Raw genomic sequence first — 19,664 nt, 5'->3', positions numbered from 1 at the left:
CCTCCATAGTAAGGCCTATAGCCGCGTTGCTTATTGTGTTTGTGCGCTGTGGGATTGACCAATCGGTTAGCTCATGGCCTGAAGATTGCTTGGCATTAAGCCGCGGGACTTTCTCGCGTTTATGAGCCGCTATGTCGGGGCGCTCGCATCACGCTGAGCGTTTCGGTAGTATGTGCGGCTTTTCTGGGCACCGGAACGCATGCTTATGCGGCGTTAGCGCTAAGGACAACAAGACTCATGAAACGTCTGGATAACTACTTCAAGCTCTCCGAGCACAAAACCAATGTGAAGACAGAAGTTATCGCCGGGATTACAACGTTCCTGACGATGGCCTACATTATTTTTGTCAACCCAAGCATCCTTTCCGAAGCGGGAATGGACTACGGCGCAGTGTTTGTGGCCACCTGCTTAGCCGCGGCTATAGGTTGTTTCGTGATGGGTCTATGGGCCAATTACCCCATCGCCCAGGCGCCAGGTATGGGGTTAAACGCTTTCTTTACCTATGGCGTAGTGCTTGGAATGGGCTACACCTGGGAAGCTGCGTTGGGAGCGGTGTTCCTTTCTGGTCTGACGTTCTTTTTACTCAGTATTTTCAAGATTCGTGAATGGATTATTAATGCCATTCCAATGTCGTTGCGGCTGGGCATTGCAGCCGGTATCGGGCTGTTCCTGGCGATGATTGCGCTTAAAAACGCAGGGATTGTCGTTGCTAATCCGGCCACCTTCGTTTCGCTTGGGGACCTATCTCAGCCGCCGGCTATTTATGCCTTGCTGGGCTTTTTTGTAATTACCGCTTTGTCTTATCTGCGGGTCACCGGCGCGGTGATGATCGGTATTTTGGGCATCACTGTATTGGCAATGCTGCTTGGGCATAACCAGTACGGTGGATTAATGTCGATGCCGCCCTCCATTGCACCCACCTTCATGGCGATGGATTTGATGGGAGCGTTAGATGTCGCGATGCTCAGCGTGATTTTTGCTTTCCTGTTTGTAGACCTATTTGATACTTCGGGCACTTTAGTGGGCGTTGCTCATCGGGGTAAGCTGTTAGATAAAGACGGCAAGCTGCCTCGCATTGGTCGCGCCATGATGGCCGACAGTACCGCGTCTATGGCGGGTGCAGCGCTGGGTACTTCAACCACGACAAGCTATATTGAATCAACTGCCGGTATCGCCTCGGGCGGCCGTACCGGTTTGACCGCAGTAGTGGTTGGCGTGATGTTCCTTATTAGCCTGTTTTTTGCGCCGCTAGCCGGCTCTATCCCTGCCTACGCCACCGCCGGTGCGCTTCTATACGTTGCGGTATTGATGGCGGGTAGCTTAGCGCACGCCAACTGGGATGACCCAACCGATGCCGCGCCGGTTTTGATTGCAGCCCTGGCGATGCCGCTGACGTTCTCCATTGCTGAAGGGATTGCGCTGGGCTTTATTAGCTATGTCGGCATCAAAACTCTGTCAGGCCGTTTCAGCGATCTCAACCCCGCTGTGATTATTTTGTCGCTGCTGTTTGCCGCGAGATATCTATTTATGGGGTGATGGCCCCTGATTTTTTTGACTCTTTTGCATGGTTTTACACCACTTTTTTACTAATCGATGAGAGGCGCGATGAGTATCTACGGCGACTACATTAAGTCCGTTATTCGCACGGTTCCTGACTGGCCTGAGCAGGGCGTGAATTTTCGTGATATCACTCCTTTGCTACAAAATAGCGCGGCTTTTCGCAAGCTGATTGATAGCTTTGTTCATCGTTATCAAGAAATGAATCTGGATGCCATCGCGGCTATCGATGCACGTGGGTTTATCATTGGCGCGCCGCTGGCCTATGAGTTGGGGTGTAGCTTTGTGCCGGTGCGTAAGAAGGGCAAGCTGCCGTTCAAAACAATCAGTGAAACCTACACGCTTGAGTACGGGCACTCGGAGGTTGAGCTACATTCCGATGCTTTCCAAAAGGATGACCGCATTCTGTTAATGGATGACTTGATAGCGACCGGTGGCACGATGATGGCTGCGGCTAATCTCATTCAGCGCAGCGGTGGCCATGTCGTTGAGACAGCTACCATTATTGATCTGCCTGAGCTGGGTGGTTCACAGAAAATTCGCGATGCTGGTTACAGCGTATTCGCAGTTTGTTCCTTCAACGAAGACGAGTAATCCCCCATGAGCAGCGACCGTTATCACCAACACTTCACTGTTTCCTGGGATCAGCTGCACCGCGATGTGCGTGCGCTTTGCCATCAGATGATCGAGCGTGATTTCAAAGGCATCGTGGCGATTACGCGCGGCGGTTTAATTCCTGCTGCGTTAATTGCGCGGGAGTTGGATATCCGGCTGATCGATACCGTGTGCATTAAAAGCTATGACCATATGGACCAGGGCGGTCTGGATATTATGAAGGGTGTCGAGCACGATGGCGACGGATGGCTGCTGGTTGATGACTTAGTCGATACCGGCAAAACGGCGCGGGCAGTGCGTAAAATGCTACCCAAGGCGCACTTCGTTACTATCTATGCCAAGCCGGACGGCCGCCCTTTGGTCGATCAATATCTGACAGAAGTGGCTCAGCAGTGTTGGATTCAGTTTCCCTGGGACATGGGCGTCGCTTACGTTGAGCCGCTTGTTGATCAACTGAAGAGGTAAGCATGACCAATCCACTTCCCAACGATTGGAGTCAGTGGCTGGGTAATGAGTTTGAAGCAGATTATATGCTGGCGCTAAAGGCATTTTTAGCGCAGCAAAAGTCGGCCAAAAAAGTTATCTACCCGCACTCTACGCAGTGGTTTCGTGCCTTTGAACTGACCCCGTTAAGCGAAGTGAAAGTGGTCATTTTAGGCCAGGATCCTTATCACGGCCCCCATCAGGCGCACGGCCTGTGTTTCTCTGTGCAGGCCGGTATTCCCGTGCCGCCGTCGCTGGTTAATATCTATAAAGAGTTGGCCACCGATGTCGACTTTACGCCGGTGCGTCACGGTCATCTGGAAGCGTGGGCGAGACAGGGCGTGCTGTTATTGAATACCTCGCTCACCGTTGAGCAGGGTAATGCGGCATCGCATCGGGGAAAAGGGTGGGAGCCGTTTACCGATCGCGCTATTGAGACGGTTAGCCAGCATTCGCCTCCCTGTGTATTTCTCCTTTGGGGGAGCCATGCACGCCAGAAGATCGCATTAATTGATCAAAGTCGGCATTTAATACTCGAAGCACCACACCCTTCACCGCTTTCAGCGTATCGGGGGTTCTTCGGCACACGGCATTTCTCTCAAGCAAATCAGTTCCTGCAAGCGCAGGGGCGAACGCCTATTGAGTGGCAATTACCGGAAACCCCTTAACCTCGAAACGGGTTGCGGGTAGAATGTGCGCAATTTTGCGCCTAATGAAAGATCCCAGGTTGCCATTCTGAATCCCCTGCAGTGAGGAAGTCCCATGAGTGTTTACGCTATTAACCATCCGCTTGTTCAACATAAATTGGGGCTGATGCGTGAAGTTGATCTGAGCACTAAGAGCTTTCGTGAACTAGCAGGTGAAGTCGCTAAGCTGTTGACCTATGAAGCCACTAAAGGTCTGGAGCTTGAAGATCATGAGATTCAGGGCTGGAACGGGGAGCCGATTGCTACGCGTCGGTTAAAGGGTAAAAAAGTCACCGTTGTACCCATTTTACGTGCCGGGCTTGGCATGTTGGAAGGCGTAACGGACCTTATCCCCAGTGCGCGGGTCAGCGTCGTAGGACTTTACCGCGATGAAGAATCGCTGCAGCCGGTTCCTTATTTCGCCAAATTTGCCAACGATATTGAAGAGCGCATGGCGATTGTCATTGATCCGATGCTGGCAACAGGCGGCTCTATGGTCGCAACGCTAGATATGCTGCGCGAGCGCGGCTGTGAGCACATGAAAGTAATTGTGTTGGTCGCCGCCCCGGAAGGCATTAAGCGGGTGCAGGAAGCCTACCCCGATGTCGAAATTTATACCGCTTCCGTTGATGACCGATTGGATGAAAATGGCTATATCGTCCCAGGGCTAGGCGACGCTGGCGATAAGATTTTCGGAACGCGTTAAGCGTCCCTCTTTAGATTGCCCCTTGCGCTCTGCGTTAGGGGCATTTTTTTGCACATTACAATTTAATCATCTCTAGGATATCACCGATGCGTGACGTTGCCGGTCAAACTGAGTCGTGGGCAAAAGTGCTATTAACCGGTACGCAAATGCTCTTTGTCGCGTTTGGTGCCTTGGTATTAGTGCCGCTTTTAACCGGGCTTGATCCGAGCGTTGCACTGTTTACCGCCGGTGTGGGTACGCTGGTGTTCCATTCGGTCACTAGCCAAAGCGTACCGGTATTTTTAGCCTCATCGTTTGCCTTTATTGCACCTATTCAAGGCTCGGTAGCCAGCTTTGGCGTTTCAGCTACGATGGGTGGACTAATGGCGGCTGGACTGGTGTATGTCGTTATTTCACAAGCCGTACGCGTAAAAGGTACCGCTTGGCTGCACCGTTTACTGCCTGCGGTCGTGGTCGGGCCGGTCATTATGGTGATTGGTCTTGCGCTGGCGCCCGTCGCTGTGAGTATGGCCACTGGTGAAACTAGCGATAACATTGGCTATGGAGCCGCCATTTTCTTATCAATGACCAGCCTGCTGGTGACGCTGCTGCTCGCCGTTTTTGGACGCGGGCTGCTAAGACTAATACCGATTATTGGCGGGATTTTTACAGGCTATGTGCTGGCGCTACTGATGGGAGTTGTCGACTTCACGCCGATTCACGAGGCCGCGTGGCTATCGGTACCTAGCTTTACAGCGCCAAGTTTCCACTGGGCCGCTATTTTGTTCATGATACCCGTCGCTATTGCGCCGGCAGTTGAGCACATTGGTGATATGGTGGCGATTGGATCGGTGACGGGCAAAGACTATCTTGAAAAACCGGGCCTTCATCGCACCTTGCTCGGCGATGGATTAGCAACGACGGTAGCCGCTTTATTTGGTGGGCCGCCTAATACTACCTATTCAGAAGTAACGGGGGCGGTTACGCTCACGCGAGCATTTAATCCCAAGTACATGATAGTAGCTGCGATTGTTGCCATTGTGTTGGCTTTTGTTGCTAAGCTTGGCGCATTTTTGCAAACCATTCCGGGCCCTGTGATGGGCGGCATTATGACGCTGTTGTTTGGTTCCATCGCGGTGGTAGGAATGAATACACTCGTCCGTGCTGGGCAATCGCTAACGGCGCCCCGCAATTTAGTGGTGGTTTCATTGATACTGGTGTTTGGTATTGGTGGTATGCAGTTTGGGGGTGGCCAGTTTACGCTGCAGGGCGTCAGCTTAGCGGCGTTAGTGGGTATTGTGCTGAACTGGCTGTTACCCCAAGAGCAAGAGGGCGAATAACATTAGCGTTTTGAACACCACGTACATCGCTTGGATGACATCGTGCCAGTGGCAACCAGGAGCGTCGGCAGCATGAGAGATGAACTAACGGCATCCTTTCCCATTTTGGGCATTGCTGCTTGGAGTGGCACCGGTAAAACGACGCTATTAGAAAAGCTATTGCCGCAGTTAAATGAGCATGGCTTGCAAGTGGCCGTGATTAAGCATGCCCATCACTCGTTTGATGTAGATCAGCCCGGCAAGGACAGCTATCAGCTGCGCAGCGCTGGTGCGGCGCCGGTGCTGGTGGCTTCACATCAGCGCTTTGCACTGATGCAGGAAACGCCCGGGCAAGAAGAACCTGACTTGGCTAAGTTGATCGCCATGCTAGTACCACATCACCCTGATCTTGTGATTGTCGAAGGCTTTAAGACCTGGCCAATACCTAAGCTGGTGCTGTACCGGGATGGCATTGGCGATGCGTCAATTTTGACGGGGAAATGGGTGGCGGCGATCGCCGCGAACAGGCTGTCTTCAATCGATGTGACTGAAGGCGTGCCTCGGCTAGATCTTGATGATATTGACGCTATCGCGCGCTGGGTCGTGGCCTGGATTAATGCAAAAAAATAAGGCGTTGCCTTCAGTCTCCAGATCTTCAATGATCAAGCCTTCAATGATCAAGTCTTCAATGAACCGGCCCTCAACGACGCGCCCTTCACACAAGCAAAGGTGATTACTATGCAGCTAACCCACCTCAACACCCGTGGCGAAGCCAATATGGTAGACGTTGGCGATAAGCAAGAAACCCGCCGCGAAGCCGTTGCTTCAGGGCGTATTGTGATGCAGCCCGCAACATTAACATTGCTTAGCGACGGACAGTTGCCCAAGGGTGATGTTCTGGCAACCGCGCGTATCGCGGGTATTCAGGCGGCGAAAAGAACCCATGAGCTAATACCGCTCTGCCATGCGTTGGCGCTCTCTAAGGTATCGGTTGAGTTTGAAATTGACGTGGCAGAGTCCTGTGTTCACGTGACGTCGCTGTGCCGCTTAAATGGCCGTACAGGGGTTGAAATGGAAGCGCTGACGGCTGTTTCCGTTGCATGCTTGACCCTTTACGATATGTGCAAAGCGGTCGATAAAAGTATGCGTATCGACGCCATTCAGCTTGAGAGCAAGCAGGGCGGGCAGCGTGGTGATTACCAGCGCCTAAGCGAGCAGACACCTATTGTCACCGGCGACGGCTCGACAGGGGAAGTCAGCGTGGGTGAGCGCTGTCCTTCACCCTGCGTGTGCGTTAAGTTTTTAGCCGAGCTGCGCGAGCGCGTTGGCGAGAGCGAGACCGTCGTGGGTCTGGATCAGCTTGCCAGCCGAGATATTCGCGGATTAAAAGCGACGCTGGCGGCACGCGATTCGCGTTACAACCTACTGGCCGATCAGCGTACGCTATGTGCGATTAATCAAGTGATGGCCAATGATGATGCGCTGGTGACCGATAACGATGAAGTGGCATTTTTTCCGCCGGTCACGGGGGGGTGAAACGTGGATATTAAAGTTGCCATTCAAGCCGCGCCTTTCTCAATGGCCTATGGATATGACGATGTGTTATCAGAGCGCACGGATATTGGCGCGGTGGTGAGTTTTACCGGACTGGTGCGTGATTTCAATGAAACGCCCGATGTCACCGGTTTAACACTTGAGCACTATCCTGGAATGACCGAGCGAACGCTTGAAGCCATCGGTGAGCAGGCAGGGCAGCGCTGGGCGCTAAACGCTGTGCGCATTATTCATCGGGTAGGACATATGCAGCCGGGCGATGCGATTGTGCGGGTGCTCGTAGCAAGCGCTCACCGCCGTGAAGCATTTGAAGCCTGTGATTTTATTATGGACTATTTAAAAACTCAGGCTCCTTTCTGGAAGAAAGAGCATTCCGCACAGGGCGAGTATTGGGTCGCAGAGCGTCACTCTGATCAACAGGATGTGGCGCGTTGGGAAGCTTCTAACGGCCCAGCAAAAAGCTAACGATTAATAACGCTATACGCTGTTCTGCTAGGAGGTCTCCGGCATTTCAGCCGCCGTAATCTGCAGGTGCACGTCAGGCATGTGCTGCATATGATCTGCCAGCCAATGAATCAAACGTGGTTGCAGCGCCTTTCGCAGATCGGCGAGTGTGTCGGCGGCAATCTCATCAAGCTGCTCATCAAGCCAATCAATAAAACTGTCTTCATCCAGCGGGCTGGCGTTTGTTGCATCCAGCATCAAACGGCCGATGCGCGCCCAGCCGTGGTCGCTAATGGTCACGGGCAGCGCTAAATATAGGCTGCCGCGTCGAGCCGTGGAAATGGCCGCATCTAATCCTGGATGTGGAACAACGCTGTTCTGATTAACAATGCAGGGCGGCTGCACATGGCGCGCTTCACGGTGAAGGCCGTGATTGTCAAAGCATAACAAATCACCATTGACCGGCGTTAGCGGTGCGCTAATGCCCAGCTGCTCAGCAATCGTCTGATGCGCCTTCTGATGCCTTGCTTCACCGTGAACAGGCATCAAGTATTTAGGCTTCAGCCACTGGTAAAGCTTAATTAACTCCTCCTGTGCAGGGTGGCCGGTCGCATGCAGCTCAGGGTGGTTCACCTCGTCGTAAATACGTACACCCAGCTGGGTTAAGCGCTTTTTAAGCTGATCAATGGGGCGCTCGTTGCCGGGTATGACCTTGGCCGAAAAAATAACGTTATCGCCCGGCTGTAAGTCGACAGAAGGGTGGCGGCCCTGAGCTAATCTCTGCAGCGCCGCTCGGGACTCCCCTTGGCTGCCTGTCGCAATGATGACGACTTCATCGGGCGGCAGGTAGCCCAAGTCGTGATTGGGCACTAGAGGCGGTAAGTCATCCATGTATCCCAGCCCGCGCGCGACGCTGACCATGCGCTCCATTGAGCGGCCCATTAAGCTGATACGCCGGCCACACTGGTGCGCGGCGCGGCCTATCGCAAGCACCCGTGCCAAGTTGCTTGCAAAGCACGAGACCACGACGCGGCCCTCACAGCGGCTGAGCGTTTTTGCTAACGCCCGAGCGACGTCCCCCTCGCTGCCTGAATGGCCGGGCATAGGAGCGTTGGTTGAGTCGCCCACGACTAAGTCGATGGGGGCAAGAGCTTTGAATTGAGCTGGGCTTATCGGCGTGCCAATCAGCGGCTCGGGATCAAGTTTCCAATCGCCGGTATGTAAAACGCGGTAACCACCGGCCAGCATCATCAGAGCACAGCTTTCGGGGATGGAGTGCGTTAAAAGCAAATAGCGAAGAGTGAATGGGCCGCTTTCGAGGGCTTCGCCAGGCTCAATGACCTGTATAGCTGCGCTGCTAAGCTGATGCTCAGCAAATTTTAGTCTAAGCAGCCCTGCTGCCAGCGGCGTGGCATAAATAGGGCAGTTCCACATGGGCCAGAGCCAGGCAACCGCGCCGATGTGATCTTCATGACCATGCGTGATAAACAGTGCTTTGGGTACGATCCCCAGCGCCTTCGGCGTATCTAAGTTGGGTACCTGAAGCGGTGAGTTAGGAAGATCTTGACGAATCATCATGCCGCAGTCGACGGCAATCCAATGATTATCATAGCCGTATAGCGTCAGATTCATTCCGATCTCACCACATCCCCCCAGCGGCAATATGCGCAGCGGTGGACGACGGCGGGGACGAATTTGAACGCGTGAAGAATGCATTAGTTATGAAGAGCCTAAAAAGTAGTGACTTAACTATACGGGAAGGCAGGGGCGGCTAACAATCATCGTTGTCCTTCCGATACACTATGCAGCTTCGTTAACATGCCAAGGTGATGGTTTGTTAGGTCGGTTTAACCGGCTAGTTTTTCATCAGTGATGTTTGAAATAGGTCAAGAGTAACCCCCATGTCGCATTATTATCGTTTAGTTGTTTCTTGCCCTGATCGAGTGGGCATTGTTGCACGCGTGTCGAGTTTTATTGCCCAGCAAGGTGGGTCGATTACTGAAGCCAGCCAGCATTCGGACTTAGAAACCGGCCGCTTTTTTATGCGTTATGAAATCCTGGCGGATTCAGTGGGTATGTCGGTAGAAGCGCTACGCGCCGCATTTGAGCCGGTAGCCCGAGAATTCAGCATGCAGTGGGCGTTGGTCGATACTCAAAAGCGTCGTCGTGTGGTGCTAATGGTGTCGCGAGAATCGCACTGCTTAGTAGACCTGCTGTATCGCTGGCAGTCGGGTGAATTGGATTGCGATATTGTTGGCGTTATTTCCAACCATGACGATATGCGTTCGCTGACGCAGTGGTACGGGATTCCTTATCATCACGTGCCGGTAGACCCGGCAGATAAGCAGTCATCGTTTGCCAAAGTGCAGGCTGAAATCGATAGCGCACGCGCGGACTGCGTCGTACTAGCACGCTATATGCAAATCCTGCCACCTGAGCTGTGCGCCCGCTATTCAGGCAAGGTAATCAATATTCACCACAGCTTCTTGCCCTCATTTGCAGGAGCAAAACCTTATCACCAGGCCTACCAGCGCGGCGTTAAGCTGATTGGCGCTACCTGCCACTATGTCACCGAGGAGCTTGATGCGGGCCCCATCATTGAGCAAGATATCCACCGTGTTAGCCACTGCCATACGCCCACTGATTTAGTGCGTTTTGGGCGCGATGTTGAGAAAGCGGTACTGGCACGCGGTTTGCGCTGGCACCTAGAAGACCGCGTGCTGATCCATGGCAATAAAACGGTGGTGTTTAGCTAAACGGCTCATCAGTGAGGCAGCGCTATCGCCACGGGGAAGCCGCGCCTTTGCGGCTTCCCCGATCAGAAGCGGTAAAGGCACGGATAGCTGGCTTATGCTGTGCTTAACCTAACGCCTGACCATTGCCGCCGCGAATCACGCCAACGCCAACGCCTTCTATATCGAGCGACTGGGAGCGCAGATCGATTTCAATCGGCGCAAAGTCGGCGTTCTCTGCGAACAGAGTGACCTGGTGACCCTGGCGCTTAAAGCGTTTCACCGTGACTTCATCATCTAAGCGGGCAACGACTATCTGACCATCGCGGACACGCTCAGTACGATGAACGGCCAGCAGGTCACCCTCTAAAATGCCGATATCTTTCATAGATAATCCGCGAACGCGCAGCAAGTAATCCGCTTTTGGCGTGAAATACTCGGCGGGCAACGGGCAGTAGCGATCAATATGCTCGGCAGCCAAGATAGGACTGCCGGCGGCTACCTCACCAATGACAGGCAGGCCCGTCTGAGAAGGCTCTAGCGTGGCAGAAAGCGCCGTGACAGACGTGTCCACTACGTCTTGAGGCTCCTGGTTAGGCAAGCGTATGCCGCGTGACGTATTGCGAATAATGCGGATAACACCCTTGCGTTCAAGTGCGCGTAGATGCTCTTCAGCGGCGTTGGGTGAGCGAAAGCCAAGCGCTTTGGCGATTTCTGCGCGCGTCGGAGGGTAGCCAAATTCGCCCATGGTCTTAACAATAAAATCAAATACATGCTGTTGGCGAGCGGTTAGTGGACGCGACATACCAAGCTCCAAAATTGTGAATAGACGGTCATAAAATGAAGGTAACTTAAACGATAAGTGTTTAAGTATACAGTATGTCTCTCTGTCCAGTATATGGCCTTGTCAATGCCGATATTTCCTGCTCTGAGAGTGCTTCAATGGTTTGAAACTAAGCGTTTTCTTATGAATACCCAGGCAGTCTGATAACAAATCAAGCGTTGAGACTACCCAGGTTATGGCATAGTATTTTGCGATGTTTTAAACACCTGTTTCTCTGGAGAGCATCATGGCTCAATCTGATACGGTGACCCGTATACTTGATACCGCTGAAGTGCTTTTTGCAGAGCGTGGTTTCGCTGAAACCTCGCTGCGCAACATCACTAGCAAGGCGCGCGTCAATCTTGCTGCTGTGAATTATCATTTTGGCTCCAAAAAAGCCTTAATCCAGGCTGTTTTTTCCCGCTATCTGGATCCTTTTACGCTGCGATTTCACACTGCGCTTGATGAGCTTGAGGCTCAGCATAATGGGCAGGTTATTCCGCTAGAAACGCTGCTTGAGACCATGGCAACGACGGTTCTTGCGGTGCCCGCTGAGCGTAATAGCTTGAAGGTGTTTATGCGCCTGCTAGGTTTAGCTTACAGTCAGGCCCAAGGGCATTTAAGGCGACATATACAGCAAGAGTATGGGGATGTGTTTACGCGCTTCACGGAACTCGTGCGCCAAGCAACCCCGGAGCTGCCAGACGCCGAGCGCTTTTGGCGGCTACACTTCATGCTAGGCACGGTTATATTCACCCTGTCAGGCCTTGATGCCCTGCGTGATATCGCGGAAAAGGACTATCATGAGCAGGTGTCGGTACGGGACTTAGTCCGGCGCCTGAGGCCGGTCGTTGTTGCCGCCATGAATGCGCCATTACCCCCAGCTTTAGAAGAAGGACACCATGCAAACGCCAAGGCTAGCTGAGCTACCTCCAACCGAGAACATCTGGCTTGAGATAGATACCACCGAGCAGCGGCTGCGCTGTTGGCGGGGGCCAAAAGTGCTGCATGAATGCGCCATTTCTTCAGGTGTTGCCGGTGTTGGCGAGCACAATGGTAGCGGTAAAACGCCGCATGGCTGGCACTACGTGCGCGCGGCGATTGGCAATGGCTTGCCGGAGAATGCGGTGTTTCGTGGCCGCCGCTGGACGGAGGAAGTCTTTTCGCCCGCGTTAGACGAGGCCTACCCGCAGCGCGATTGGATTTTGACGCGGATCCTGTGGCTTTGTGGGTTAGAGAGAGGCGTGAACCGTGGCGGTCAGGTTGACTCCCAGCGGCGCTATATCTATCTACACGGTACGCCCGCTGACCAGCCGATGGGCGTCGCCGCCTCTCACGGATGCATTCGGCTACGCAACAATGATTTGCTGCCTATCTTTGCATTGTCGTTGCCCGGTACCCCCGTTTGGTTGCACGGTGAAAGGCAGTGCTTTGACTAAACGAAGCTTTGACTAAAAGACGCTGAGCGGTATTGGGGGCAGGCTGCAAATGGCCCCGTCTTTGACACTGATAAATGATCGTCTAAAATCATCGCCCCTCTTATTGGACTTCTCACGATGACTCAACCTCTAGGCCCGGTCATGCTTGACCTTGAAGGCCCAACATTAACTCGCGACGAAAAGCGCTTGCTGCTTGAACCCACGGTAGGGGGCGTTATTTTATTTGCCCGTAATGTCGAAAACGGCTACCAGGTGCGCAAGCTGTGTAGCGATATTCGCCGCGTGCGGGGTGATTTATTGATCGCGGTTGACCAGGAGGGCGGGCGCGTTCAGCGCATTAAAGAAGGATTAACACGCCTTCCTGCCATGGCGCGCATTGGTGAGTGCTACAGCGCTAACGCAGAAGACGGCCTCGCGTTGGCAAAAGATGCTGGCTGGCTGCTGGGCATGGAAATGGCCGCCTGTGGTTTGGACTTAAGCTTTGCGCCGGTGCTTGATGTTGAAAGCGGTATATCAAGCGTGATTGGTGACCGCAGTTTTAGTCATGATCCACAGCATGTGGCCGCGCTGGGTGGTGCTTTTGTGCAAGGTCTTCACGAGGCGGGGATGGCCGCTGTCGGTAAGCACTTCCCTGGTCATGGCAGTGTCGCTGCCGACTCTCACGTCGCGCTGCCGGTGGATGATCGGCCTCTTGAGGTGATTAAACAGCATGATCTAGTGCCCTTTTATCATCTGGCAGGCCAGCTAGAAGGGATCATGCCCGCCCACGTTATTTACAGTGCTTTTGATTCCCGACCTGCAGGCTTTTCGCCTAGCTGGTTAGGCATGCTGCGCGAGTCGCTGGGCTTTAAGGGCTGCATCTTTTCTGATGATTTAAGCATGGCGGGTGCCCACGAAGCCGGTGAGCCTAAGGATCGTGCTCGTGCAGCGTTAGCCGCAGGTTGCGATATGCTGCTGGTATGCAATGACCGCGCCGCGGCACTTGAGGTAATGAGCGCCTGCCAAGATATCGACGCTAAACGCGCCGCCAAGCTCCGTTACAGCCGCGCACGGCCGGACTTAGATGCATTAAGTGCGCTAGGGCGTTGGCGGCGCACCCACGCTAAATTAGAAGCGCTGGCCAGTCAGACGAATGCCAGCACCCTCTAAGCGCACTTGCTAACCTATATCAAGATTTTTAAACCGCCGCGGAGTTGTTAGATGTCGAAGTTGGATAAAGAAGCGTTGGAGTCACTGGACTCAATGCGTGAGCTAATGGATAACGCCGACTGCTTAATCTCCCAGCAGGAGGTAGAGCGGGCGCTTGATCGTATGGCGGAAGCGATCACCCGAGATTTAGGCGATAAGCTACCGGTTTTTTACTGCGTTATGAACGGCGGTTTGATTACCACCGGCCACCTGCTTACCCGGCTGGGCTTCCCATTAGAAGTGGATTATCTGCATGCCACCCGTTATCGCAATGAGCTGCGCGGCGGCGAGCTTTTTTGGCGCGTCTCGCCGGAAGTCCCCATGGCCGGTCGCCATGTCGTTATTGTCGATGACATTTTAGACGAAGGCGCAACGTTAGCCGGTATTTTGGCCTACTGCCAAGAAGCTAAGGCCGCCAGCGTTACCACGGCTGTGCTGGTCGATAAACAGCACAACCGCAAAGCGGTACCCGGCTTAAAGGCCGACTACTGCAGCTTGGAAGTGGCTGACCGCTATGTGTTTGGCTTTGGCATGGACTATAAAGGCTACTGGCGCAACGCCCCGGGTATTTTTGCACCCAAAGGCATGTAATTGTTAGACATTCAATATTAGCGGGGCGAAAAGCGCCTCGCTAATCCAGTTTCGGCAATCATTCGCGTCGAAATCTCTTCAACTGAGAAGCGGGTCGCATCTATAAAAGGGATATGCATCGTGCGATACAGCGACTCTGCTTGATCTACCTCCTGCAAACATTGATCGATTGAGCTGTAGCGGCTGTTAGGGCGTCTTTCATTGCGAATGGCAGCCAGACGACGTGGATCAATGGTCAGCCCAAACAGTTTTTGACGATGGGGCGCGAGGGCTTTGGGAAGTTTTAGCATGCCGTCTTCATCTAAATCATCCTCAGTCAGCGGGTAGTTAGCGGCCCGGATGCCAAACTGTAGCGCTAAGTACAGCGAGGTTGGCGTTTTGCCGCAGCGTGAAACCCCCACCAGAATGATGTCTGCTTTGTCGTATTGATGGGTACGTGCACCATCGTCGTTGTCCAGCGCGAAGTGCACGGAGTGGATGCGATCCATATACACATCGTCACTGCCAATCGAGTGCGTTCGCCCCACGCTATACGAGGAGTGGGTGTCCAGCTCTTGCTCTAAAGGCTCTAAAAAGGTCGAAAAAATATCCACTTTAAAGCCCGACGCTTGGCGAATAACGTTACGAATCTGTTGATCAACAATGGTGTCAATGATGATAGGGCGTTGGCCGTCACGACTGGCCGTTGCTTCAATAATCTCTGCCAACGCCTGTGCTTTTTCCAGCGTATCGATATAGGGCTTTGTTAGCATGTTGATTTCAACATCGCTGAACTGGGCTAGCAGGCTGCGCCCTAAACTTTCCGCCGTGATGCCGGTGCCATCAGAAATAAAAAAAGCCGTACGCTTCATAATGAAATCCGCCTGTGAGTGATTGATCTATTGTGGGCTGAGCGCTTTAACAGCACAACGTGCAATGGCTCTTCCTAAAATGGGCCTGTCTAAAGTTGCTCTGTCTAAAAACGCCCTATCTAAAGAGATCCTGGCTAAAATAGCCCTGACTACATAATTGGCCTAAAAAGCCCTGCTGTTGTAAAAATCCTCCACTCTCTTCGCTATTAGACCAATGGCGAATACGTTAGCGCGGTGCTAGGGTAGCTCAGTCAATAATTCATGGTCCGTGGTTTTCGTGACTGTAGTAGTGGTCATGTCGACGTCTGAGAGCGAGGGGGTTACGTGGAAGAGTACATTCTGTGGTTCGATCAGCTGGGTATGACGGACGTAGAGCGCGTGGGTGGTAAAAATGCCTCGCTAGGCGAAATGATTTCTAATTTATCAGGCGCTGGCGTCACCGTGCCCGGCGGCTTTGCCACCACGGCCCACGCTTATCGTGAATTTCTCTCTCATGACGGGCTCAATGAGCGTATTAATGCGACCCTTGCTCGCTTAGACGTAGACGATATTAAGGCCTTGTCCGAAGCGGGTAGCAATATTCGCCAGTGGATTATCGACACGCCGCTGCCCCCAGCGTTTGAAGCAGCGCTGCGTGATGCTTACGCACAGCTGCAGGTGAAACACCCCCAGTTAAAAGTGGCGGTGCGCAGCTCGGCGACAGCCGAAGATTTACCGGATGCCTCCTTCGCCGGCCAGCAGGAAACCTTCCTGAATATTGAAGGCTTTGACAATATTAAGCGCGCTGTTCATGAAGTGTTTGCATCTTTATTCAATGACCGCGCGATTTCCTATCGGGTACATCGTGGCTACGCCCATGAGAACGTTGCGCTATCTGCCGGTGTGCAGAAAATGGTGCGTTCTGAAACCGGCGCAGCCGGTGTCATGTTTACCCTCGACACTGAATCTGGCTTTCGCGATGCCGTGTTCGTCACGGCCTCATGGGGCCTGGGCGAAACCGTCGTACAGGGTGCGGTTAACCCGGATGAATTCTATGTGCATAAAGCGACGCTAGCGGCAGGTCGCCCAGCGGTACTGCGCCGCAATTTGGGCTCAAAGCTGATTAAGATGGTTTACGGCAAAGAAGCCAGTGCCGGCAAGTCGGTGGAAACTATCGACGTCCCGCACAAAGATCGTGTTCGTTTTTGCCTAAATGATCAGCAGGTAATGGATCTAGCGCGGCAAGCAATGACGATTGAGCAGCACTACCAGCGGCCTATGGATATTGAGTGGGCACTGGATGGCGATGATGGTGAGCTGTATATCGTTCAGGCACGCCCTGAAACGGTGGTCTCTCAGCAGGAGGGCGGCAAGCTTGAGCGCTTTCAGCTGCGTGAGAAAGGTCGCACGCTGATCACCGGACGGGCGATTGGGCAGCGCATTGGGCGCGGTGCCGTTAAAGTCATCTTAAGCCCAGATGACATGGATAAGATTAACGATGGCGACGTATTAGTTACGGACATGACGGACCCTGATTGGGAGCCGATCATGAAGCGTGCGTCGGCTATCGTCACCAATCGTGGCGGGCGTACCTGCCACGCTGCCATTATTGCCCGTGAGCTAGGTATTCCCGCAGTGGTTGGCTGTGGCGATGCCACGACTCAGTTGCAAGAGGGGATTGATGTCACCGTATCGTGCTCAGAAGGTGATACCGGCAATGTCTACGCTGGGCTGCTGGATTTTGACTGCAAAGTTTCTAGCGTCGATGCCATGCCGGAAATTCCCTTTAAAATTATGATGAACGTCGGTAATCCGGACCGTGCCTTTGGGTTTGCAAGCTTGCCTCACGCGGGGGTTGGCCTGGCGCGTCTAGAGTTCATCATTAACCGTATGATCGGTGTCCATCCTAAGGCGCTACTTGAGTACGACACGCTACCCGTAGATTTACAGCAGGTGATCGACCTGCGTACGGCAGGCTATGCTGATCCGGTTAGTTTTTACGTCGATAAACTGGTCGAAGGAATTTCAACGCTCGCCGCCGCGTTTTATCCTCAGCGCGTGATCGTGAGGCTTTCCGACTTTAAATCCAACGAATATGAGAATCTGATCGGCGGCAAGCTGTATGAGCCTGGCGAAGAAAACCCCATGCTGGGCTTTCGTGGCGCCTCACGTTACATTTCAGAGGCCTTCCGCCCCTGCTTTGAGCTTGAGTGCCGTGCGTTGAAGCGCGTTCGTGAAGAAATGGGCTTCGAAAATGTCGAAATTATGGTGCCCTTTGTGCGTACCACCGATGAGGCACGTAACGTCGTCGAACTGCTGGCGGCTAATGGCTTGAAGCGCGGCGGCCCTTCCGATCTAAAAGTCATCATGATGTGTGAGCTGCCGGCGAATGCGCTGCTCGCTGATGAGTTTCTTGAGTTTTTTGACGGCTTCTCGATTGGCTCTAATGACCTCACTCAGCTAACGCTGGGGCTAGATCGTGATTCGGGCATTGTGGCCCACCTCTTTGACGAGCGAAATGAAGCGGTTAAGAAGCTGCTCGCCATGGCGATTCAGGCGTGTAAAGCCAAGGGCAAGTACGTAGGCATTTGCGGTCAAGGGCCCTCTGACCATCCTGATTTAGCGAAATGGCTGATGGAGCAAGGCATTGACTCTGTATCGCTCAATCCTGATGCGGTATTGGAAACATGGTTTATGCTGGCAGGCCAAAAAATCGATTAATCATGAGAATGTTTGTCTTTATGTTGCGCCCGGCCAGTGTGTCGGGCGTTAATGTTTTTATAAGCTATTCTGAATCGGGTAGTTTTTGCCGTTGACTGGTAGTCCCTTTCAAAAGATCGCTATCATCAGTGGTTTTTTAAAAGTAGCTTTTAAGACACTGCCATCGATAGTTTGGTCATTTCAAAAACCGCGGGAGAGCGTTGTGATGTCCCCAAAACAGATGAAATTTGCACTGCCAAGTTTGCTGGTAGTGCCGTTATATAGCTGGGGTTTTAGCTATGAAGCCCCTTCAATTTCGCCTGAAGTAGAATCGGGCTATGAAGAAAAGCCGGGTTGGTCTACAGACTCCTTTGCAGTCGCTGCAGCCAACCCGCTAGCGACTGACGCGGGCTACCAGGTTTTAAAAGCCGGTGGTAACGCGATAGATGCTGCCATCGCCGTGCAGATGGTATTGAATTTGGTTGAGCCTCAATCTAGTGGGATTGGCGGCGGTGCTTTTTTGATGTACTACGATGGCGCAGACATCCGTGCCTACGATGGCCGCGAGACGGCGCCACAAGGCGTAACCGGCGAGCTATTCATGGAAGATGGCGAGCCCTTAGCGTTTATGGATGCGGTGGCCAGCGGGCTTTCAGTCGGTGTGCCGGGTACGCTGCGGATGCTGGAAAAAGCGCATGCTGAGCACGGCGAGCTGGCTTGGGCAGAGCTGTTTAAACCCGCCATTACTCTGGCCGAGGAAGGGTTCGCTGTTAGCAATCGCCTGCATACGACCCTTGCCAGCGATGAATACTTGCGCCAAGACGCTCTAGCCCGCCAGTTTTACTACGATGCAGAAGGCGAGCCCATCGCCGTGGGTGAAACGCTTAAAAATCCTGCCTTAGCAGAAATATTGCGGCGCGTAGCAGCCGAAGGCAGCGATGCTTTAAATGAAGGCGCGGTGGCAGAGGATATCGTAGCGCTGGTTCAGAACCACCCTGAGCGTCCCGGCAGCTTGACCCTTGATGACATGAGCGGCTATGAAGCCGTCGACCGCGAGCCGCTGTGCACGCCTTGGCAGCAGTGGGAAGTATGCGGTTTTCCACCGCCTTCGTCCGGCCATCTTACCGTCATGCAGATTCTAGGTATGTTAGATCAGCAGCCGTTACTGGAAGCGCCGTTAGATAATGGTGCTGCTAGCAGCGGATGGCTGCATCAGTTTTTAGAAGCCTCGCGTTTAGCCTTTGCAGATCGTGGCCGTTATATTGCCGACCCCGACTTTGTAGACGCACCCGGTGGCGCCTGGTCGTCGATGCTGGCACCTGAATATCTTCAGCAGCGCAGCGCGCTGATTGGCGAGAAGAGCATGGGCGACAGCGCCGAGCCCGGTAATCCTGGTGAGCTGGCGATAACCTGGGCTTCTCAGCCAGACCAGCCGGAATATGGCACGAGTCACATTAGTATTATTGACGAAGACGGCAATGCCGTCGCGATGACCACCACCATTGAACAAGCGTTTGGCTCACGGATATTATCCGACGGCGGGACAGGCTTAGCCGGTGGTTTCTTCCTTAATAATGAGCTGACCGATTTCTCATTTGAGCCTGAGGTGGACGGGGAGCCGGTGGCTAACCGGGTCGAGCCAGGCAAGCGGCCGCGCTCAAGCATGAGCCCAACGCTCGTGTTTGACCAAGAGAGCGGCGAGCTGGTGGCAAGCTTAGGCTCTCCGGGCGGTGCAGCGATTATTCACTACACGGCTCGTACCTTGGTCGCGCTGCGCGACTGGGGGCTCAATGCGCAAGAAGCACTGAACCTACCTCATGCGATTACCTTAGGCGGTGATGTGTTTGTTGAGGAGGGGCGTTTTTCTGAGGCCACTATAGATGCGCTTCGCGAGCGCGGCCACACCGTGAGCGAGCGTGAGTTGACCAGCGGCCTGCAGGCCATTATGCGCCGTAAAGACGGCACGCTGTTTGGTGGCGCTGACCCGCGGCGTGAAGGCGTAGTGATGGGTGATTAGC

Annotated in this window: 19 protein-coding genes; 16 read left to right on the top strand and 3 right to left on the bottom strand. The window is 53.5% G+C overall.

Going from position 1 to position 19,664, the window contains the following annotated elements:
• Positions 1 to 237 precede the first annotated feature (237 nt).
• The 9 genes from KUO20_RS08620 (at position 238) to moaE (ending at position 7,364) form a co-directional block, all read left to right on the top strand.
• Positions 238 to 1,536, top strand: a complete 1,299-nt coding sequence (locus tag KUO20_RS08620; RefSeq protein WP_235039479.1) for an NCS2 family permease — start codon at positions 238 to 240, stop codon at positions 1,534 to 1,536.
• Between the two features lie 69 nt (positions 1,537 to 1,605).
• A complete protein-coding gene (locus tag KUO20_RS08615; RefSeq protein ID WP_235039478.1) occupies positions 1,606 to 2,151 on the top strand; it encodes an adenine phosphoribosyltransferase in 546 nt (181 codons plus the stop codon).
• 6 nt (positions 2,152 to 2,157) lie between these two features.
• Positions 2,158 to 2,637 carry a xanthine phosphoribosyltransferase gene (gpt, locus tag KUO20_RS08610; RefSeq protein ID WP_096279733.1) on the top strand — a complete coding sequence of 160 codons (480 nt, stop codon included), beginning with the start codon at positions 2,158 to 2,160 and terminating at the stop codon, positions 2,635 to 2,637.
• 2 nt (positions 2,638 to 2,639) lie between these two features.
• A complete protein-coding gene (ung, locus tag KUO20_RS08605; RefSeq protein ID WP_235039477.1) occupies positions 2,640 to 3,323 on the top strand; it encodes a uracil-DNA glycosylase in 684 nt (227 codons plus the stop codon).
• 94 nt (positions 3,324 to 3,417) lie between these two features.
• On the top strand, positions 3,418 to 4,047 hold the full coding sequence (gene upp, locus KUO20_RS08600; protein ID WP_235039476.1) for a uracil phosphoribosyltransferase: 630 nt from the start codon (positions 3,418 to 3,420) through the stop codon (positions 4,045 to 4,047).
• A gap of 86 nt (positions 4,048 to 4,133) precedes the next feature.
• Positions 4,134 to 5,366, top strand: a complete 1,233-nt coding sequence (locus tag KUO20_RS08595; RefSeq protein ID WP_235039475.1) for a uracil-xanthine permease family protein — start codon at positions 4,134 to 4,136, stop codon at positions 5,364 to 5,366.
• Positions 5,367 to 5,438: 72 nt separating this feature from the next.
• Positions 5,439 to 5,975: a molybdopterin-guanine dinucleotide biosynthesis protein B gene (gene mobB, locus KUO20_RS08590; RefSeq protein WP_235039474.1), complete on the top strand. Its 537-nt coding sequence runs from the start codon at positions 5,439 to 5,441 to the stop codon at positions 5,973 to 5,975.
• Positions 5,976 to 6,083: 108 nt separating this feature from the next.
• On the top strand, positions 6,084 to 6,881 hold the full coding sequence (gene moaC / locus KUO20_RS08585; RefSeq protein ID WP_235039473.1) for a cyclic pyranopterin monophosphate synthase MoaC: 798 nt from the start codon (positions 6,084 to 6,086) through the stop codon (positions 6,879 to 6,881).
• 42 nt (positions 6,882 to 6,923) lie between these two features.
• Positions 6,924 to 7,364: a molybdopterin synthase catalytic subunit MoaE gene (gene moaE, locus KUO20_RS08580; RefSeq protein ID WP_235042451.1), complete on the top strand. Its 441-nt coding sequence runs from the start codon at positions 6,924 to 6,926 to the stop codon at positions 7,362 to 7,364.
• Positions 7,365 to 7,391: 27 nt separating this feature from the next.
• Here the strand turns inward: moaE and KUO20_RS08575 are convergent, their stop codons facing one another.
• On the bottom strand, positions 7,392 to 8,975 hold the full coding sequence (locus tag KUO20_RS08575) for a ribonuclease J (protein ID WP_235042450.1): 1,584 nt from the start codon (positions 8,973 to 8,975) through the stop codon (positions 7,392 to 7,394).
• A 269-nt stretch (positions 8,976 to 9,244) separates the two neighbouring features.
• Between KUO20_RS08575 and purU the strand changes: the two genes are divergently transcribed.
• On the top strand, positions 9,245 to 10,099 hold the full coding sequence (gene purU, locus KUO20_RS08570) for a formyltetrahydrofolate deformylase (protein WP_235039472.1): 855 nt from the start codon (positions 9,245 to 9,247) through the stop codon (positions 10,097 to 10,099).
• A gap of 103 nt (positions 10,100 to 10,202) precedes the next feature.
• Here the strand turns inward: purU and lexA are convergent, their stop codons facing one another.
• Positions 10,203 to 10,880, bottom strand: coding sequence for a transcriptional repressor LexA (gene lexA, locus KUO20_RS08565; protein ID WP_235039471.1), 678 nt, complete (start codon positions 10,878 to 10,880; stop codon positions 10,203 to 10,205).
• A 265-nt stretch (positions 10,881 to 11,145) separates the two neighbouring features.
• Here lexA and KUO20_RS08560 point away from each other — a divergent pair, with 265 nt between their 5' ends.
• The 4 genes from KUO20_RS08560 (at position 11,146) to KUO20_RS08545 (ending at position 14,116) form a co-directional block, all read left to right on the top strand.
• The gene (locus KUO20_RS08560; RefSeq protein WP_235039470.1) at positions 11,146 to 11,823 is read left to right on the top strand and encodes a TetR/AcrR family transcriptional regulator; all 678 of its coding nucleotides are present in this window, start codon (positions 11,146 to 11,148) and stop codon (positions 11,821 to 11,823) included.
• Complete coding sequence (locus KUO20_RS08555; protein WP_235039469.1) at positions 11,801 to 12,337, top strand: L,D-transpeptidase; 537 nt, start codon at positions 11,801 to 11,803, stop codon at positions 12,335 to 12,337. Before KUO20_RS08560 ends, KUO20_RS08555 begins: the two co-directional genes overlap by 23 nt.
• 117 nt (positions 12,338 to 12,454) lie before the next feature.
• A complete protein-coding gene (nagZ, locus tag KUO20_RS08550) occupies positions 12,455 to 13,486 on the top strand; it encodes a beta-N-acetylhexosaminidase (protein WP_235039468.1) in 1,032 nt (343 codons plus the stop codon).
• 51 nt (positions 13,487 to 13,537) lie between these two features.
• Positions 13,538 to 14,116 carry a hypoxanthine-guanine phosphoribosyltransferase gene (locus KUO20_RS08545; RefSeq protein ID WP_096279759.1) on the top strand — a complete coding sequence of 193 codons (579 nt, stop codon included), beginning with the start codon at positions 13,538 to 13,540 and terminating at the stop codon, positions 14,114 to 14,116.
• A gap of 17 nt (positions 14,117 to 14,133) precedes the next feature.
• On the opposite strand, the gene ppsR is transcribed toward KUO20_RS08545, so the two are convergent.
• Positions 14,134 to 14,967, bottom strand: a complete 834-nt coding sequence (gene ppsR / locus KUO20_RS08540) for a posphoenolpyruvate synthetase regulatory kinase/phosphorylase PpsR (protein ID WP_235039467.1) — start codon at positions 14,965 to 14,967, stop codon at positions 14,134 to 14,136.
• A gap of 324 nt (positions 14,968 to 15,291) precedes the next feature.
• Between ppsR and ppsA the strand changes: the two genes are divergently transcribed.
• Both ppsA and ggt read left to right on the top strand, forming a co-directional pair.
• Complete coding sequence (ppsA, locus tag KUO20_RS08535; protein ID WP_235039466.1) at positions 15,292 to 17,667, top strand: phosphoenolpyruvate synthase; 2,376 nt, start codon at positions 15,292 to 15,294, stop codon at positions 17,665 to 17,667.
• A gap of 205 nt (positions 17,668 to 17,872) precedes the next feature.
• On the top strand, positions 17,873 to 19,663 hold the full coding sequence (gene ggt / locus KUO20_RS08530; protein WP_235039465.1) for a gamma-glutamyltransferase: 1,791 nt from the start codon (positions 17,873 to 17,875) through the stop codon (positions 19,661 to 19,663).
• Position 19,664 lies beyond the last annotated feature (1 nt).

The organism is Vreelandella profundi (assembly GCF_019722725.1).
GTDB classification, from domain to species: domain Bacteria; phylum Pseudomonadota; class Gammaproteobacteria; order Pseudomonadales; family Halomonadaceae; genus Vreelandella; species Vreelandella profundi.
The sequence above is the reverse complement of the archived record's forward strand: the minus strand, read 5'-3'. Positions and strand labels throughout refer to the sequence as shown.